At 44.2% G+C, this 15,059-nt stretch carries 15 protein-coding genes; 2 read left to right on the forward strand and 13 right to left on the reverse strand.

Features of this window, described 5'->3' with window-relative positions; all coding sequences use genetic code 11:
* Window positions 1-9 precede the first annotated feature (9 nt).
* Complete coding sequence (gene fliD / locus BQ9856_RS16980; RefSeq protein WP_159442023.1) at window positions 10-2,688, reverse strand: flagellar filament capping protein FliD; 2,679 nt, start codon at window positions 2,686-2,688, stop codon at window positions 10-12.
* 142 nt (window positions 2,689-2,830) lie between these two features.
* On the opposite strand from fliD, the gene BQ9856_RS16985 reads away from it, so the two are divergent.
* Window positions 2,831-3,604 (forward strand): ParA family protein, encoded by a 774-nt coding sequence (locus BQ9856_RS16985; protein WP_077612089.1) that lies wholly within the window; start codon window positions 2,831-2,833, stop codon window positions 3,602-3,604.
* 25 nt (window positions 3,605-3,629) lie between these two features.
* A complete protein-coding gene (locus tag BQ9856_RS16990; RefSeq protein ID WP_077612090.1) occupies window positions 3,630-4,295 on the forward strand; it encodes a late competence development ComFB family protein in 666 nt (221 codons plus the stop codon).
* Here the strand turns inward: BQ9856_RS16990 and BQ9856_RS16995 are convergent.
* The 12 genes from BQ9856_RS16995 to fliP all read right to left on the reverse strand — a co-directional run bounded on the left by BQ9856_RS16995 (window position 4,292) and on the right by fliP (window position 15,055).
* Window positions 4,292-5,578 carry an EAL and HDOD domain-containing protein gene (locus BQ9856_RS16995; RefSeq protein WP_077612091.1) on the reverse strand — a complete coding sequence of 429 codons (1,287 nt, stop codon included), beginning with the start codon at window positions 5,576-5,578 and terminating at the stop codon, window positions 4,292-4,294. The two genes, BQ9856_RS16990 and BQ9856_RS16995, sit on opposite strands and share 4 nt — an antisense overlap.
* Window positions 5,571-6,491 (reverse strand): chemotaxis protein, encoded by a 921-nt coding sequence (locus BQ9856_RS17000; protein WP_077612092.1) that lies wholly within the window; start codon window positions 6,489-6,491, stop codon window positions 5,571-5,573. The genes BQ9856_RS16995 and BQ9856_RS17000 overlap by 8 nt, the downstream gene beginning before the upstream one ends.
* A gap of 82 nt (window positions 6,492-6,573) precedes the next feature.
* Window positions 6,574-7,056, reverse strand: a complete 483-nt coding sequence (locus tag BQ9856_RS17005; protein WP_077612093.1) for a chemotaxis protein CheD — start codon at window positions 7,054-7,056, stop codon at window positions 6,574-6,576.
* Window positions 7,049-7,675 (reverse strand): chemotaxis protein CheC, encoded by a 627-nt coding sequence (locus BQ9856_RS17010; RefSeq protein WP_077613420.1) that lies wholly within the window; start codon window positions 7,673-7,675, stop codon window positions 7,049-7,051. Before BQ9856_RS17010 ends, BQ9856_RS17005 begins: the two co-directional genes overlap by 8 nt.
* A gap of 33 nt (window positions 7,676-7,708) precedes the next feature.
* A complete protein-coding gene (locus BQ9856_RS17015) occupies window positions 7,709-8,482 on the reverse strand; it encodes a flagellar hook-basal body protein (protein ID WP_077612094.1) in 774 nt (257 codons plus the stop codon).
* A gap of 12 nt (window positions 8,483-8,494) precedes the next feature.
* On the reverse strand, window positions 8,495-9,298 hold the full coding sequence (locus BQ9856_RS17020; protein WP_077612095.1) for a flagellar hook-basal body protein: 804 nt from the start codon (window positions 9,296-9,298) through the stop codon (window positions 8,495-8,497).
* A 30-nt stretch (window positions 9,299-9,328) separates the two neighbouring features.
* Window positions 9,329-10,144, reverse strand: a complete 816-nt coding sequence (locus BQ9856_RS17025; protein WP_235839241.1) for a sigma-70 family RNA polymerase sigma factor — start codon at window positions 10,142-10,144, stop codon at window positions 9,329-9,331.
* Complete coding sequence (gene flhA, locus BQ9856_RS17030; RefSeq protein WP_077612096.1) at window positions 10,141-12,210, reverse strand: flagellar biosynthesis protein FlhA; 2,070 nt, start codon at window positions 12,208-12,210, stop codon at window positions 10,141-10,143. The genes BQ9856_RS17025 and flhA overlap by 4 nt, the downstream gene beginning before the upstream one ends.
* A gap of 41 nt (window positions 12,211-12,251) precedes the next feature.
* Window positions 12,252-13,313, reverse strand: coding sequence for a flagellar biosynthesis protein FlhB (gene flhB, locus BQ9856_RS17035; RefSeq protein WP_077612097.1), 1,062 nt, complete (start codon window positions 13,311-13,313; stop codon window positions 12,252-12,254).
* Between the two features lie 24 nt (window positions 13,314-13,337).
* Window positions 13,338-14,099, reverse strand: a complete 762-nt coding sequence (fliR, locus tag BQ9856_RS17040) for a flagellar biosynthetic protein FliR (protein WP_077612098.1) — start codon at window positions 14,097-14,099, stop codon at window positions 13,338-13,340.
* A gap of 17 nt (window positions 14,100-14,116) precedes the next feature.
* A complete protein-coding gene (locus BQ9856_RS17045) occupies window positions 14,117-14,377 on the reverse strand; it encodes a flagellar biosynthetic protein FliQ (protein WP_077612099.1) in 261 nt (86 codons plus the stop codon).
* Between the two features lie 15 nt (window positions 14,378-14,392).
* Window positions 14,393-15,055 carry a flagellar type III secretion system pore protein FliP gene (gene fliP, locus BQ9856_RS17050; protein WP_077612100.1) on the reverse strand — a complete coding sequence of 221 codons (663 nt, stop codon included), beginning with the start codon at window positions 15,053-15,055 and terminating at the stop codon, window positions 14,393-14,395.
* Window positions 15,056-15,059 lie beyond the last annotated feature (4 nt).

A 15,059-nucleotide genomic window follows, 5' to 3' on the forward strand; every position in this document is an offset into this window, starting at 1 on the left:
CACCATTCCTTATGAACCGAATGATGAACTTAACCAGCTGCTCTGGGAATTCATCTGTGAGATGACATTTTCCAAATTGGTGAACTGTTTGATATACCGGTCTGTTTCTGTTTCCAATTGATCCTGAAGCCGTTCGATGTAATCGTCAAAGCCGTCTATGGATTTCTGGAGAGCATTGGAAAGGATACTGGTAGGCGCATAAGTAGAGCCGGCACGTTCAATCAAAATTCCCTTTGTGGCTCCTGTTGTGGCTGCATATTTATTCGTAATGGAGGTAAGACGGGCCATAAAACCACCCTTATCACCGGTAGTATCATCGGCAGGCTCGGTAAACAGCTCTTTTACATCCTCCGGATTGCTTTCAAGAGCCGCACGGAACTTGGTTTCATCAAATACCAGTTTTCCGTTGTCCCCATAGCTGGAGCTTGTGGATATACCAAAGGATTCCAATTTACTCTTTTCTTCGGAGCCGCTGTTAAAAATAAATCTTAAACTGTCGGAAAGACTTCTTAGATCAGAATCACCGAAAAGGAGACCGACTTTGGCTTTCTCTTCCCATTTTTCGATCTGCTCTTCCTTTAAATCTTCCTTTTGCTCATCTGACAGGGGCTCATAAGCACGGTTCGGCTTAGTGCTTACTTCTTTATTTACAAGATCAATGATATCGTTTAAGTCCTTAACCATATCAGATACGGCTTTTACAATTGCATCGGAATTCACCTTTGAACTGAAAGTGACAGGCTCCGCATCTGCACTAATCGTATCCCCATCATATCCAAAGGTACCGTTCACCGTGATATTCAGCCCATCCAGAGTAAACGTGTTGTTTCCGCGTACCAGCTCAACCTCTTTATCAGAACCGGAGTATTTCACTGCAACAATCGCATCCTGCCCCGCTTCTACCTTATAATCGGTATCTTTTTCGCCGAACAGCATCTTCGCATCAGCACCACCAATATCAATGGACCCTGCCGCACCTCCCGCTGTAGAAACAATGGAAAACTTATCGGCATTCTTCATATAGCTGATGGTAACACCTGCATCTGAGGAATTAATGGTATTAATAATTTCATTTAACGTGCTGTTATAGGAAAGGCCCTTTATATCCTCGCCATTTATCGTAAGCTTCAGTTCCCGTTCATCCACATAGGAGGCCATATCCGACTTCAGGCCGTCAACGGTGGTTGCCCCTTCTGATTGGAAATGATCGATCGCTTCATTAATGCTGCTTAAATCTTTATCCGACATATTGGGATTATTGCTTTTTATTAAAGATTTTAATTCTTCAATGGTGGTCGAACCCGTAACTTTGTTTCCAAGAGCTTCTATTGCACTCAGCGCTTTATTGGCTCCTGAGAAATAGCTGGTATCCATTGTTTTCCCTGCCAAAGCGGTTTCAATTCCCTTTAAACCAGAATCAGACAATGTGGAGGAAAGGTTTAAGCGGTTGGATTCTCCAGATTCCACTTTTAGTGCTCCGTTCTTACCGATCACACCAGTATCACCTGAGGAGATGGATAAAACAGAGGAGGCATCGGCCGCACCAGTACCAGGAATCGTTGTATTAAATGTTAACTTGTCTCCATTGATTCCTACGGTAATTCTACCAGTGCCGAATTCTTTATTCAATTTGGCCTGCAGATCCTCCTTAATTACATTCAGGGCATCTGCATTGTCCGTTTTTCCGCTTAATGCTGTTTCCAGCTGATCCTGATCCATAAATGAAATGGACTTGGTTGTCCCATTATAAGTAAAGCTGATACTCTTACCACCTACGCGTTCTGCAAAGGTCTTGTCCGTGAAGAAATCCTGTCTGCCCGTAATCGTTGCGGAAAAACCGCTGGAAGTAATGGTTTTTTCGGATTCAGATACATTATCAATACTCTGCCCTTTTGCCACCACACCAAGGGCCTCCAGAGCTGTCTGGCTCCCTCCGTTAAGCATAATGGTATTTCCCGCAGTATCGGTTGATTTAATATCCAGCTTAAAATCACTGCCCTCTGAATTGGCCGTTACCTGAACTACATCTGCCAGGGTCTTTCCATCTCCAATGGATACATTTTTTAAAGCCCTGGTAAATGATTCCACCGCACTCTTGCCATTGGAATAGTCATAGGTAAAGCCATCGGAAGTTGTTCCGCTGCCCAGGGAAACGCCATAAGTTTTCGTACCATATTTAAAATAAAGACTCTGCCCCTCTAAGTTACTTACCGATTCCTTTGCGAGGCTGCCATCCGATTCTACCAGCTTAATATCCCCTGTATTTAAGCTTCCATCCGATACCGTACCGGTAGAGCTCATACTGGCATCCTTAGCCAGCTGCTTCACCCCCACGATCGACATGGAATCCGTAAGGGACGAACTTCCCGTTACAGTTACATACTTGCTGTTAGCCCCTATCGCCGTAATATCACTTGACGCCCAGAAACTGGGGCTGGAAAGATTTGTTGAGCTGGTATAGGATGTATACTTGTTTGAAAATTCTACGAGCTTGGAACTGATGGAACGGTATGCCTCCTGCTGCCACAAAGCCGTCTGTTTTTTCTTTTGCTGCTTTGCAATCTTTGACCTGGTGGAAGAGGTCATGCCTTCAATGAGGGTGTCCCTGTCCAAGCCGCTGGCCAGACCGCCGTAACCTCTGATTGATGATGCACTGCTTAAACCTGCACTGCTTGTAATTGATGCCATACTTAAACTCCTTTCTATTATCTGCATAAACCAAATTTCGTCAAAAATCGGTTTTTTTCTTGTTTTCGCTATACTTATTTATCGACATATTGTATACTAAAGATAATAGTATTATCTTAATTTACGAATGGAGGAATAGAAGTTGTCAACTGTAATTGCAATTACAAATCAAAAGGGCGGCGTAGGCAAAACAACCACTTCCTGCTCTCTTGCCTGCGGTCTGGCTATGAATCATAAAAGAGTTTTGGCAGTTGATTTGGATCCACAGGGTAACTTAGGCTTCAGCCTTGGCCTGGAAATCGAATCCTGTGCGACCGTTTATGAAGTCTTTAAAGGAACCGCTACGCTGCAGGAGGCAATCAGGCCCGCAAAATACTGCGATGTAATCTCATCCAACATCCTCTTAAGCGGCGCTGAGCTGGAATTTACGGGAAAACAACGTGAATGTATATTGAAAAACATTCTCTCTACCGTAGCCGGTTATTATGACTATATCATCATCGATACTCCTCCTGCCCTGAATATTCTCACCGTCAATGCCTACGCGGCGGCGAATTACCTGATCATTCCAATGGTACCGGAGATTTTAAGCCTGTTAGGCGTTTCTCAGATAAAGGAAACCATCAACACCGTCCGCTCATCCGTAAACCCGGATCTGGTTGTCCTCGGGATCCTGCTTAATAAATATAATCCCAGAACGCTCCTTTCCAGGGAAGTAAAAGAGATGGCACTGGACATTGCTTCCCAGATCGGTACCAGAGTATTCAATACCCAGATTCGTTCCGGCGTCTGTGTGGCGGAGGCACCTGCACAGGGGGAAAGCCTGTTGGACTATGCCCCCCGCTCCAATCCAGCCACAGACTATAAGGATCTGGTTTCAGAAGTTCTGGAACTGATGAAACAGCTTAAGAATTAATTTACCTTGAGAGGAGTTTTTAACCATGGCCAGAAAAAGCAGTAAAACAGCCCATGTCATGAACCTGTTAGCTGGTGATGATCCCGAATCGTCCAAATCAGAAGCAGCTAAAGAAAATTTTGCCGCACGCCAAACGTCTGATTCTACGGAAACAATCAAGGAACTGACGGTTTTGGCCCAGCAGGCTTCTATTCAAACACAGGAAGGCCCATTATCTCCATCCCCCATATCCATTATCGATATGACCTCTTCTGCCCCGGATCCCGTTGCGGAGTTAATCAAACAGCAGCTGGAAGAAGAGGAAGCTGGGAATGAAGCGATACTACAGGAGTCCTTCATTCCGGAAGATGCGGTTAAAGAGGAGACCTCACCTGTTTCTGAGATACAGCCCGAAGATGAACCGGCCATTGTCCAGGAATCGGAATCGTCGTTCCAATACCTGAACGTCATGGAACATATAGTGAAGAACAGGGCAGAAGAATACATGGAAAAATTTAATGTATGTAATTGCGGCCACTGTACAGCCGATGTCACAGCGTTGGCCTTGTCCCACCTGCCGCCCAAATATATCGTTGTGGAGCCGCCTTCCGCTTCTCCGCTTTTAAACTATTATTCCAACCGCTTTTCCCAACAGGTAGTTGTAGAACTGACCAAAGCCTGTTCCATAGTAAAAGAAAACCCACACCATTAGGCGTGGGCTTTTTCTTCTATTGTGTTCTCTGCTTCCTGTTCCGCACTGCTTGTAAGTCCCTTCCAGATCTCATTCACTGCTTCCACACAATCCATATATGTCTGTGCCAGTAAACCGGAAGGAATGCCTAATCCATCTGACAGAATCTTTACTTTCTTCCATTCCGCATTTTCATAGCTTAATATGAGCTTGTAGAGCAATCCGCATATTCCCTCCTGCTTAATCAGTGCATCCTTGATTTCCTGAGCTACCGGCACTTCTTCCAGTATTTCCTCTAAAGGCGCATCGATCATATACTGCAGGGTTGAGAACATTCCCATCATATAGACCTCTGACCGGATAATCGGCAGATCCTTTACATGGTCGGAAAGGGCCATGGCATAATTGGCACGGAGGAAAGACATCTTCATCATGGCTTCCAGCGATTCATTGTTATCGAAGTCATTGTTAAAACTCAGGAGATATACCCACTGCTTTAACTGGCTGATTCCCATAGTTACCAGTGCCTGACGGATGGAGGACACTCTCCTTCGTAAGGCAAAATAGGCAGAATTTACAATTTTAAGAAGTGCATAGCTTAAGGCCGCATCGCGGCTTATGATCTCTTCTATCCGTTCAACATCCGGCTCATCCTTGGATACCTCAACAACCAGCTGGAAAAAGTTTCCTTCCAGGAACTCCATACGGTTCACTTTTTTGGCCATGGCTTCTGCGACATAACTGCCTTCTGCATAATCAGCTCCGATTTCCAAAGCCAGCTCATAATCTTCCTTTGTATTGACTCCGGTTACAATACATTTCTTATCAAAGCCCCTCATGACATTAATAAGATTATTTAAGGAAACCCGCTCTTTTCCTTCCTGTTTATTGCTGATGTCGACCTTTATGTACGTGACAAAATCCAACATGGAAAAATATTTTGGAGAGAACTGAAAATCATTGATGGCAAATACATAGCCTTCCGTACGGTATTTCCTTATTATAGCAGGCGATAAGGGATGGATCATCACATGATCTTCAATTTGGATGACCATTTTTTCCTTATCAAAAATCTTTGGTGTATTTCGAAACAACAAAGAAGGAGTAAATGTTACAAAAGTAAGCTTATCATGGAAAATGCTTTCCGTATTCTGCATCAGAAAGCCCGCAATGGTATCTGCTGCCGCCACATCGGAGCTGTTGTTATAAAGCGAGTCGTAATCTTTCTGAAATAATACCTCATAGCCGATAATCCTGTCCTCCTTCAGTGCCTTAATAGGCTGCCGGGTGACATATCTATCCATTCTGTGACCTCCTCTGGAGCAGATGATCGATTACTTCAACCAGATGACCGATCTCCGGTTTACTCAACTGTTCATCCGCACCTAACTGTTTTCCCTTAATCATTAATTCCTGATTGATCATGGAAGAGAAAATAACCAGCGGAATATGCTTTAATTTTTTATCTTCCTTCACCAATTTTGTCAGGCGGTGTCCATCCATTTCCGGCATTTCAATATCCGTAATGATCAGGCTTACCTTCTCATCAAGATCCGAGTCATCCCGAATCTGATTTAAATAGTTCCATGCTTCCTGTCCGTTATTTTTAAATGTCAGGTTCTCGTAACCTGCCTTCCTGAGTGCAGCTTCTATCATCTTTGATAAAAGAATGGAATCTTCTGCAATAACGATCGGACAGCCGATTTTCTCCCTGTGCCCCAGTTTATTGATTTCATCCAGCTGGATTCCTGTTTCCGGCGCAATATCTGCCACAATCTTTTCAAAATCCAGGATCGTAACCAGGTCGTCTCCGCATTGGGCAATGCCCGTCGCTACGCCTTCCTCACCACGGCTGATGGTATCATCCGGCTTTTGTATGTTCTTCCAGGAAATACGGCTGATCCCTACAACGCTGTGAACGCGGAAAGCAATGTGCAGCTTGTTAAAATTTGTAATGATAAACAAGTCCTTGCCCTGTTTTTCTGTTTTACGTCCGGTCAGGTACTGAGGAAGATCAATAACGGTAAGAAGAATATCTCTTGGTTTGAAAATACCCTCCACAGAAGGGTGGGCATGAGGGATAGGCTTTACCTTATCTGACATCATAATTTCACGCACTTTTGCGACATTAATGCCATACAATTCACCATAAATGGTAAATTCCATTATTTCAATCTCATTGGTTCCTGATTCTAACAAAATCTCTGTTTCTGCCATATTTCTTCTCCTTTATCCCAATATGATCAGCAAAAACATCTGCCTAATAAAATATCGGCATATTTCTGCCAGTTCATAATGTTTATAAAACAATTTCCGCTCTGCCGTAGGTTCGAATTTTAACCGTTCCCGTGCTCACATCAAAGGACATGGTCCGTGCATAATTTTCTCCCACGTCTGCAGCAGCAAGGCGGATTCCTTCTGAGTGAAGAATCTGTTTCACGCTGGTAATATTACGGGCACCAATATTTCCGAGGGTGCTGTTTCCCTGCAATTCGAACATTTTAGCTCCCCCGGCAATCTTAGCAATCAGTCTGGGTTTCCTCGCTCCCATAATTTCGATTTTGCGGAATGTTTCAGCAAGTCCGGTATCTGCATACTTAAATATATTGCCATCACCCATGCCATATACTTCAGGAAGCATAATATGTATAAGAGCCCCAAGCTTGATCATAGGATCATATAAGCTGATTCCAATACAGGAACCAAGCGCATAGGTGATCAGAACTCCCTCCTGCCTAGCAAATTTCATGTCTGCAATTCCTACCGTCAACTGTTTATCCATTCGTAATCCCCAACTTATCCATTAAAAAGTTTAATGACTGAATTTCCGGCATCATCAGCAGATCACTATGGAGGACTTTACCGCCGATTACAAATTGACCGCTGATCATCATCATTTTATCTGTCTGATAGCCAAATTCCACCATTGGTACACTTAAAATACCGCCCAGCATATTCACGGCTATCCCGGGAACAGATAAATTAATTGTAACATCACTGAGTGTGGACATGGCATTTACATAAGAAGAGATAATGATATTTCCGATTTCCTCCAGTGCAGATGTCTCCAGAACATTTAACTGGTAATAATCTTCAATCTTCTCCTGCATTACGCTGGTCAGGACTTCGTTGATGAAATCCAGCTTCAGGATAAACAGCATCAGTCCATTAATCTCACCTGTCATCTTTACCAGGATCGCGGCTACAATTTCCTCCGGATCGCCAAGAAATTTAATGGCTTCATTATAGCCCAGGATCTGCACATCCGGAAGAGTCATTCGCACGGTTTTTCCCAGCATGGAGGACAGTGCGGTGGCAGCATTTCCTGTCCCTATGCTGCCGATTTCCCGGATTAGGTCCAGACCCAATCCATTCATTTCATCGTAACGTGTTATTTTCATGATATCGCCTTCTTTCATCAATGCCTGCGGAGCCTACCGAAGTGCATTTATTGTTGACTCGACCTCATCGGAAGTCTGCACCATCTTAAGTGCGTAGGAATAGGCTCTCTGCGCTTCCATCATTCTGGTCATCTCCTGGGCAAAATCCGTGTTGGATTCTTCCAAAGCCCCCTTAATTACCTTCGCATTTTCAAGCAGGATCGGCTCCCCGTTTTTTGCGGTCACAGTGTATTCATTATTTCCTATACTCTGAATTCCATCCCTTCTTGAAAAAGTGTAAACACCGATGGCACGGGGATCATGCTCCCCTTCTTCCAGTTCTTCTTCCTCTTCCTCTTCTGTTTCATCCTCTTCTCCCGGATAAGTTGCCGGTTTTACATCATAGGTGATCTCTTCTTTATCCAAATTCAGAACTCTTTTCCCATCCGTGTTCACCAGATAATACTTGTCATCCAGCTTGGAAAGCTGAAAGCGTCCATCGCGGGAATAGGTGATATCTCCTGTAACCGGATCCTGTAACATGAAATATCCTTCTCCGGCTATGGCATAATCGTTATCAATACCGGTGTCCCGGTAAGGCATATCGGTCATATCCGTTTTTACAAGGTCCACCCTGGTTCCGCTGCCTGTTTTAACCGCATCCCCTCCGGCCGAACTTCTCGTCTCCGCATACACCAGATCAGAAAACGCACTGTACTGGGCTTTAAAGCCTACCGTATTTACATTGGCAATATTATTGGATACCACATTAAGCTTTGTCTGCTGACTGCCTGCTCCCAAAGCTCCGATATAAAAAGACTGGTTCATCTATCTTCCTCCTTACACTCTGCCTATGTCGCTGACAATCTTGCCCATTAGCTGGTCATACATCTTAAGCACCTGGGCAGCACTCTGGGATGCCCTTTGGCTGCTCATCATTGAGGTCATCTCTTCAATCGGATCAATATTGGAGCGTTCAACCGCCTTCCACTGAATTCCTCCGTCTACTGCATTTCCTTCGGCAGCCGTGGTGAATGTGCCGTAATCGTTCTTAACAAGCTGGGTATAATCATCAAAGTCCACAACACCGATTTTTCCTAACAGGGTTGGTTCCTGTTCTTCTGTATCCCCACCGTCTTCATCGGTTCCCAGCCCCTTTAAAGGCTCTTCATAAATATTACCTGACGGGTCCACTGTTATGTGGTCCGAAGGAAGCTCGATGGGATTTCCGTCTTCACCAAGCACCCTGCCTAAAGAAGATAAGCATAGATATCCGTCCTCATCTATGGTAAAAGAGCCATTTCTGGTATAAACCCGGTTTCCATCAGAATCCTCAATGGCAAAAAATCCGGGTTTGGTCAGTGCAAAGTCTAAGTTTCCTCCGGTTTCATCCAGAGTCCCCTGGTCATAGCTGGTTTCTGTGCTTCTGGCCGTACGCATCATTGATACCGAACCGATCTGTACCGGATTGTTTTTGTTTAAGTTTCCGCTCCGGTAAAGCATCTCATCCCGAAACGTCGTACTGAGCATACGGTCCGGCTTATATCCCGGCGTACTTACATTAACCATGTTGTTGCTGATTACATTTAAATTCCGGTTTTGGTACAGCATTCCTGATGCCAGATTATAAAATCCATGAAACATATTTTCTTACTCCTTTCCTATTCAAACGCCCTACTTCCCATTTATAAAATTGGTCAAATACAGCTTCAGCTTTTGAATCGCATTGGAATGAATCTGCGAAATTCTGGGCTCGCTGACATTCATGACCTGTGCAATCTCCTTCATATTTAATTCGTCCATATAGTACAGTGAAATAACCTTTTGTTCATTTTCTTTTAAATTATTTATGGCAGAAACCAGAACCTGTTTGAACTCTTCCTGCAGATAATGGTCCTCTGGCTGGTCATTTTCATTCACCGCAGGAAGCTGTACCGCCTTTTTATTGTCATTTCCTGCCTCGAGAACCATATCCAGGGAAAGAACGCTGTAGACATTGGTCTTTCCCAGTGCCTCCTGATATTTTTCCAGGCTGACATTCATATGATCTGCAGTCTCCTTGGGAGACGGGAAACGGCCCAGGAGGTTGCACAGCTCCATAACAGCATTATCCAGTTCCTTTGCATTCTTCCTCACACTTCTGGGAATCCAGTCCTGCTTTCTTGCCATATCAATGATCATTCCACGGATTCGTTTGGAGATGTATGTCTCAAACTTTACGTTCAGCTCCGGATCAAATTTTTCGATTCCGCTCATAATGGTCAGAACGCCTTCATTCACGATATCTTCCACCTGTGCAAAGCTTAAATATACATCACGCATCTGGATCGAAATGCTCTTGACCATATACATATACCGCATCACCAGTTCATGCTTGATCTTGATATCTTTTGTCCGCTTATATCTAATTAGTAAATCTTCATTGGTATATTGGCTTAAATCCTGCTCCATTCCGACTAACACTGCCTTTCTGACATGGAATCCTGTCAAACGGTAATATTTCCGACTGCCTGAATTTGAATATTATTCGCAATCTCATTAAATGAAAGGACATATACATTGGGATAGAACTGCTCAATCAAACGGTAAAAATACAGTCTGACAACCTGGCTCGTAAGAATGACGGGCTTCTGCTCCAGGTCGCTGAATTTCTTGATCTGTTCCCCCATCTGTCCGATGACTGACTGCATCACATCCGGGCTGAGTGCCAGATATACCCCCTGTTCTCCCTTTGCCATGCTGCTTATAATATTTTTCTCCAGTTCCGCATCCAGGGTAAGAACCTTCATCTGTCCTCCATCGCAGAACATTCTGGTTATGGTTCTCTTTAAGGCAATTCTGATGTTCTCGGTCATGATATCCAAATCCCTGGTTGTGGGAATCGAGTCTGCAATGGTTGCAAGTATGGTCTCCATATCCTTGATCGGAACACCTTCTTTCAGAAGGTTATTGAGAATCTTCTGGAAATTGCCGTAAGGCAGCTGGCCGGGAAACAGTTCATCCACCAGCTCCGGCGAATGTTTCTTTACATTATCCAGCAGCTGCATAACTTCCTGCCGTCCCAACAGCTCATGCGCATGCTGCCTGATGGTTTCGGATAAATGGGTCAGCATGACGGAAAGAGGATCAATGACCGTATAACCATAAATTTCAGCCATCTCCTTATTTTCAGGCCGGATCCATTTACTTGGAATTCCGTAAGCCGGCTCCACCGTTTCAATTCCGTCAACTTCTCCGGAAAGGGCAGGAGGTTCCAATGCCAGATAATAGTCCACCAGGATCTCTCCTCTGGCCACTTCTTCGCCTCTGATCTTTATTATGTACTGATTGGTATTGAGACTGGAACTGTCCCTCAGTCTGACCGAAGGAATGACAAATCCCATATCCTGAGCATATTGTCTTCTGAAAATCACGATCCGGTTGATCATCTTGCCGCCGCTGCTCTCATCGATCAGCGGGATTAAGCTGTAGCCGAATTCCATCTCTATGGGTTCTACATTGATGAGGGAATAAACATTATTCACATCGCGGTAGTAAGACTCTTCGTCCGATGGAGCCTGCGCCGCTTCCTCCATCATAGTGGCTGCCGCCATTTCCTGATTTCTGACCGCCGACAGCTTGACCTTCTGCTGAAGCTGATGGCCGCATACCACAAGTACCACTGCCATAACTGCTAACTGAAGCCTTGGCATTCCAGGCACCAGCATCAGCACGACCATGACAAAACCGGTAAGCATGATGGCCTTGGGCTGTGCCAGGAATTGAGAAGATACATCTTCGTTCAAGCTGCCTTCCGAAACGGCTCTGGTTACGATCATACCAGTCGCAGTCGAGATGAGCAGCGACGGGATCTGGGAAACAAGTCCATCACCGACCGTAGCAATGGAGTAAATAGATAAAACCTCATTAAATGGCAAATTGGACTGTACCATACCGATAATGGCACCGCCAATAAAGTTAATGGCAGTAATAACCAGGGATATGATTGCATCTCCCTTTACAAACTTGGTAGCACCGTCCATGGCGCCGTAGAAATCTGCTTCCTTCTGGATCTTGTATCTTCTTAATTTTGCTTCCTGTTCATTAATCAGGCCGGAGCTTAAATCCGCGTCGATCGCCATCTGTTTCCCCGGCATAGCGTCCAGGGTAAATCTGGCTGCAACTTCTGATACACGCTCTGTACCTTTCGTAATAACAAGAAAGTTTACTAAAACGATAATCAGGAATATGATAAAACCGACAACAACATTTCCCTGTAATACGAAATCACCGAAAGCCTTAATTACCTGACCTGATGAACCCTGATTGGATAAAATATTTCGTGTTGAGGACACGTTAAGCCCCAACCGCAGCAGGGTAGTAATAAGGAGCAGGGAAGGAAAAATAGAAAATTCCAAAGGCTCTCTTATATTCATGGTTATCAACAGGATAATCATGGAAAGGGAAATATTTATGATAATCATTACGTCCATAAAAAATGGGGGCAACGGGATAATCAACAGAAGTACAATCGTAATAACAAATACTACTACGGAATTTTTCAGTAAATTCTTCATTCTTTTACACCATTTCTTTCAAGTATCTCTGCCGTTTTTTTCTACTCTATTATCTTGTTGTTCATGCGGTATACGTACACCAGAATCTCCGCGACCATACCGTAATATTCCGGCGGGATCTCAGCCCCCACCTTGGTACTGGCATAAATTCCTCTGGCCAGAGGCTTATTCTCAAGCACATACACCCCATTCTCTTCACCTGCCGCTACAATCCGGAGGGCCAGTTCATCCTGCCCCTTCGCCAACAGAACCGGAGCGTTGTCCTTCTCTATATTATAACGCAGGGCCACCGCATAATGAGTCGGATTACGTATGATCACGTCCGCAGAAGGAACCGACTGCATCATTCTGGAACGTGCTCTCTCCCTTTGAAGGTTGCGGATACGCCCTTTGATCTCAGGATTTCCTTCCGTCTGTTTGTATTCTTCCTTTAATTCCTGCTTTGACATCTTAATCTGACGTTCAAAATCCCACCACTGGTAGAAATAGTCAAATCCAGCAAGAGCCAGAAACACAATGGAAACCTTCACGATCATATCCATAATGGCATTGAGCACATACACAGTGGAATCCCGCAGATCCATATCAATGGTTCTTGCCACTGCCCTTAGATCGCCTTTTATAATCTGGTAAAGGATCGCGCCCAGAATGATAATCTTCAAAATATTTTTTATAAGCTCCACCAGGCTTTTCACAGACAGAATGTTCTTAATTCCCTGAATTGGGTTCAGCCTGTTAAACTTAGGAGCTAAATTACTTTTTGTAAAAATAAATCTTGTCTGTACTCCCGTTCCCAGGACCGCAAGGGCTATGCAGACGAGAAGAATCGGAAAGGCCCCCTTTATAACAGCCCATGTCGTATCCCAGTAAACCCTGGTCGTATAATCGGAAAGCGTCTCCGCTGCCGGCGCCAGGCTTACGTATTTAATCATATAATCCCGCATGGTCCGGTACATGAAAGGAAACAACATCTTTAACATCATGAATGTTCCAAGAAGGGATGCAACCATAACCACATCCTTACTGACGGCAACATGACCTTTTTTTCGTTCATCCCGCCGTTTTTTCGGTGTGGCTTTCTCGGTTTTTGAATCATCTGCCATTGCCGTTCATCACATCCTTTGCATTCATAAAAGTTTAATCATATTCTGGACTGCCAAAAGCATCTGGTTTATCATAACGCCTACATAATCTGTCATAGGAGAAAACAGAAAGATCAGCATAAGAAGACCGATTACGATCTTCGCCTGAATGTTTACAACAAACACGTTGATCTGCGGAATTATTTTCATCAGGATCCCGACTGCAATTTCCGTTATAAATTCAATGGATATAAGAGGAAATGCAAATTTTACAGCCAGTACGATACATTCGATAAATATTTCCACCATGGCCCACGCTGCTTTTGTCCCCAGAACCGCCTGACCGTAGGGAACAATTCCGGCTGACTCTATCAATAGCTTAATGAGGGCCAGATGGCCGTCCACGGCGAAGAAAAGCAAAACAAAATATGCATTATAAAGGCTGCCGGTGAGAGCTATCTGCGCATTGCTCTGAGGATCATAGATCGCTGCCATGGACAATCCCATCTGGAAATCCATGATAGATCCCGCAAAAGTAATTACCATCAGAAACAGATCCATAACAAATCCAATGGCAAACCCAACAGCAAATTCCTTTAGAAGAAGCACAGCAAATTCAATGGAATTCGCCGGTTCCGGCACCTGGGCGGAAGAAAAAGAATAGATGAGAAGCGTGAATACCATGATCATTCCGCCCTTCACATATCCCGGGATATTTTTTCTGCCCAAGATTGGATTTAACATGATAAAGCCTGACATCCTCATAAAAATCAGGGAAAACAGCATCATCTGTCCGATATCTGGCATCTAAATCTCCCTTTCATTTATCCCAGCATGGAATTAAAAATGCGTATTGTAAAATCACAGAGCGTATTCATCATATTATTTCCCATCACCAGGAGCATCAGGCCTATTACGATCAGCTTTGGTACAAAGGTAATGGTTTGTTCATGGATCTGGGTTGCCGCCTGTAAAATGGAAATGATGATACCGATGACCATACTGACCACCAGCACCGGTCCCGCCAGCTTGACGGCCGTTCCAAACATCTCGTACATCAGGCTGTTAAGTGCAACTTCTGTCATTTTCTATTCCTCCTGTCAGTAATGAAAGCTTTTAACCAAATTTGTAAACAGAAGTTCCCAGCCATTGACTGTTACGAACAACAGCAGTTTAAATGGAAGGGAAATCATCGCAGGCGGAAGCATAACCATACCCATGGACATCAGTGTACTGGATACTATGATATCCACCAGCATAAATGGAAGAAAAATCATAAAGCCCGCCGTAAATGCTCTTTTCAGCTCTGAGGTCATAAAGGACGGAATCACCACTGTCATGGGTAGATCTTCGATTTTCTCCGGCATATCGGTATTCGACAGCTCTGTAAAAAGTTCAAGCGTCGTTGTCTCTGTCTGCTTAAGCATAAACCGCTTCATGGGGACCTGCGCCCGTTTTAATGCCTCTTCCTGGTTTATTTCCTCCCTGATATAAGGCTGGTAAGCATTGGTATTGACATCCTTTATAACCGGATCCATAATGAACAGCGTTAAAAACAAAGCAATTCCAACCAATACCATGTTCGGAGGAGTCTGCTGGATCCCCAGGGCATTTCTGGTAAAAGACAAGATAATGACAATCCTGGTAAAGGATGTCATCATCACTAAAATAGAAGGCATCAATGAAATGATGGTCAGAATGAGAAAAAGCTCCAGGGTCGGCACCCGGCCGCCATTAATATTGATCAAGGCATCTGTATTCATTCCG

The sequence above is a fragment of the Clostridium sp. Marseille-P2415 genome (assembly GCF_900155545.1).
Lineage (GTDB): Bacteria > Bacillota > Clostridia > Lachnospirales > Lachnospiraceae > Lacrimispora.

Excerpts from the sequence above, each read along its gene's own strand:
- fliD (WP_159442023.1), bottom strand. The coding sequence starts at position 2,688 with ATGGCATCAATTACAAGCAGTGCAGGTTTAAGCAGTGCATCATCAATC.
- BQ9856_RS16990 (WP_077612090.1), top strand. The coding sequence starts at position 3,630 with ATGGCCAGAAAAAGCAGTAAAACAGCCCATGTCATGAACCTGTTAGCT.
- BQ9856_RS16995 (WP_077612091.1), bottom strand. The coding sequence starts at position 5,578 with ATGGATAGATATGTCACCCGGCAGCCTATTAAGGCACTGAAGGAGGAC.
- BQ9856_RS17000 (WP_077612092.1), bottom strand. The coding sequence starts at position 6,491 with ATGGCAGAAACAGAGATTTTGTTAGAATCAGGAACCAATGAGATTGAA.
- BQ9856_RS17005 (WP_077612093.1), bottom strand. The coding sequence starts at position 7,056 with ATGGATAAACAGTTGACGGTAGGAATTGCAGACATGAAATTTGCTAGG.
- BQ9856_RS17010 (WP_077613420.1), bottom strand. The coding sequence starts at position 7,675 with ATGAAAATAACACGTTACGATGAAATGAATGGATTGGGTCTGGACCTA.
- BQ9856_RS17015 (WP_077612094.1), bottom strand. The coding sequence starts at position 8,482 with ATGAACCAGTCTTTTTATATCGGAGCTTTGGGAGCAGGCAGTCAGCAG.
- BQ9856_RS17020 (WP_077612095.1), bottom strand. The coding sequence starts at position 9,298 with ATGTTTCATGGATTTTATAATCTGGCATCAGGAATGCTGTACCAAAAC.
- flhA (WP_077612096.1), bottom strand. The coding sequence starts at position 12,210 with ATGAAGAATTTACTGAAAAATTCCGTAGTAGTATTTGTTATTACGATT.
- flhB (WP_077612097.1), bottom strand. The coding sequence starts at position 13,313 with ATGGCAGATGATTCAAAAACCGAGAAAGCCACACCGAAAAAACGGCGG.
- fliR (WP_077612098.1), bottom strand. The coding sequence starts at position 14,099 with ATGCCAGATATCGGACAGATGATGCTGTTTTCCCTGATTTTTATGAGG.
- BQ9856_RS17045 (WP_077612099.1), bottom strand. The coding sequence starts at position 14,377 with ATGACAGAAGTTGCACTTAACAGCCTGATGTACGAGATGTTTGGAACG.
- fliP (WP_077612100.1), bottom strand. The coding sequence starts at position 15,055 with ATGAATACAGATGCCTTGATCAATATTAATGGCGGCCGGGTGCCGACC.